The 2,241-nt window shown below is 72.0% G+C and carries 2 protein-coding genes; both read right to left on the reverse strand.

Features of this window, described 5'->3' with window-relative positions:
* Positions 1–128: 128 nt before the first annotated feature.
* Positions 129–605 (reverse strand): YidB family protein, encoded by a 477-nt coding sequence (locus GGQ91_RS27905; RefSeq protein WP_043760530.1) that lies wholly within the window; start codon positions 603–605, stop codon positions 129–131.
* A gap of 64 nt (positions 606–669) precedes the next feature.
* A complete protein-coding gene (locus GGQ91_RS27910; protein WP_043345428.1) occupies positions 670–2,085 on the reverse strand; it encodes a TAXI family TRAP transporter solute-binding subunit in 1,416 nt (471 codons plus the stop codon).
* Positions 2,086–2,241 lie beyond the last annotated feature (156 nt).

The raw sequence follows: 2,241 nt of genomic DNA on the forward strand, positions 1-2,241 counted from the left end.
CCGCCCGGTGGGTGCCCCCGGGGGGGCGGGGGGGGGGGGGGGGGGCGCGGGGGGGGGGGGGGGGGGGGGGGGGGGGGGGGGGGGGGGGGGGGGGGGCGGCGCCCCCCCCCCCACCTCCGCGAAGCGGATCAGCTGAAGGCCGGCAGTCGTCCTTCGGGCGAGTAGCGATCGATGGCCGAGGGCAGGTCGCGCGAGAGGCGCTCCAACAGCTCGCTCTTGCTCAGGCCAGTGCGCTGCTCCAGGGCCGCCAACGTGTCCGGCCCGATGGCGCGCTCCAGATCCGCGGCCGGGATGTCGCGGTTCGGGCCGTGATTGATCCAGGATTGCGCCGTCTCGGCATGGCCGCCCTTGGTGAAATGATCGACCAGCTCGGTCAGGCCGCCGGCGATGAGGCCGCCGACGCCCCCCGCGCTGGCGCCGCCAAGGAGGCGATCCAGGTTCGCCGGGATCGTCGACCCCGTCGCGGGCGGGACCTGCGGTGCCGGCGACCGCGCCGGATCCTTGGCGTGGCCGCCGAGCCACTCGGCGATCCGGTCGCGGTTCTGGTAGCCGGCCACCGCCAGCAGCCCCAGCAGGGCGGTCATCGAGGGATATCCCTTACTCATGGCGTCGTCCTTCCTTGGTGCGGGCCGAAGCCCGGGTGGTACGGCGGTGGGCCGCCGCATCGGGTCATGCCGGCGTCTGGGCCGCGTCTGCCGCGACGGCTCTGCCGGCCAGGCCCAAGCCGTCATCCGCGCTCCGGCCAGCCGTGATGGCGCGCTTCACCGTCGAACGGGCCGCGTCGATGGCGATGGTCGCCGCCGACATCGTCCGGGCCTCGGTCGGGCGCTCCAGGGCATGCTTGGCGATGTCGCCCGCGAGATCGTCGATCTCCCGGGCCAGGATCTCGAGACGTCCGGAATCCGGTGTCTCCTGCGCCTCCTGACGGATCTGCAGCAGGCGGTCGGTCGCCTCCTCGACGCGCTCGCGGCGCAGGCGCGACAGGCGCTGGCCGATCCACGCGAGCGCCGAACCGATGCCGCCGCCCAGGAAGGCGAGCAGGTAGATCCAAGTCTCATAGCGCTCGATGAAGCTCTGCTGCTCGCGCTCGTAATAGTCGACGGCGCCGGGATGGATGGGCAGCCTCGCGCTGGTCGCGCCGACGGTGCCGTCATAGGCGGGGGCCTGAACGTAATCGGCCGCCGGCGTGACGTTCGCCATCGCGCTGCGCAGCTCGAACAGGTGCTGCGTGACGTCGGCCGCCACGGAGCGTGCGAGGCTCGACCGCGCCATCAGCCGGTACGAAGCGCCGACCGTGTGAACGTCGTCGGCCGGCACCTTGGGGCTGCCGCCGAAGGTCTCGGCCGGCATGGTGACCACCTGCAGACGCGGCAGCCGGGCGACGATCGCCTCTGCATTCTCGACATCCACGAAGGAGATCTTGCGGTTGCGGCTGGCCGCCTGGACGAGGCCGACGATCCGCTGGGCCGTCGGTGCGGTCGGCGCGATGACCGAGATCACTGCGTCGACCCGCTTGCGGGCGAAGGCCGCGCCCAGGTCGCTCTCGGCCATCTCGACCAGGGCGACGTGGCGCGGCGGCAGACCGCCTTCCGGCTCGGTGGTGACCAGCGTCAAACCATAGTGATCCAGCATGGCGCGGATGAGCGCCTCGTCGGCGTCCCGATGGGCCAGGATCGCGAGGCGCTTGCGATCGAGATCGGGGAAGCGGTCGATCCCGGCGGCTTCCGGCGAGGCGATGATCATCGCCTGGTCGCGAAGGATCGCCAACGTCAGGCCGTTGTCGGGGAGTTCGACGTCCGGGCGTACGATCGCCAGATCGACCCGCCCGTCACGCAGCGCCTCGGCGCTGTCGCGCACGTCGTCGAAGGGTATGATCTTGAGGCGAATCTCCTTGTGGCGCTTGGCCAGGGCATCCGCATAGGCCTGGATCAGCGCCGGCTCCGTCCCGTCCTTGGGAGCGACCGCGATGGTCAGGACGGTGGCGCGCGACACCCAGTAGGCCACGCCGGCGCCGACGCTCAGCAGGATCGCGAGCACCAGGAAGACGAATTCCTGACGCAGGAAGAGGCTGGCGAAGTGCCGCATCGGCTCTGCTCCCGCGCATTGAGCGGTTCGGCCCGGCACCGTACCGGACATGGGCCGAGGGGCGGCGCCGGTGGCCCGGCGCCGCGGGATGAGGATCAGTGCTTGCCGGTGATCTTGTCGGCGAGGGTCTTGGCGCCGTCCTTGACGTCGCCGACG

The sequence above is a fragment of the Methylobacterium fujisawaense genome (assembly GCF_014138435.1).
Classification (GTDB): domain Bacteria; phylum Pseudomonadota; class Alphaproteobacteria; order Rhizobiales; family Beijerinckiaceae; genus Methylobacterium; species Methylobacterium fujisawaense.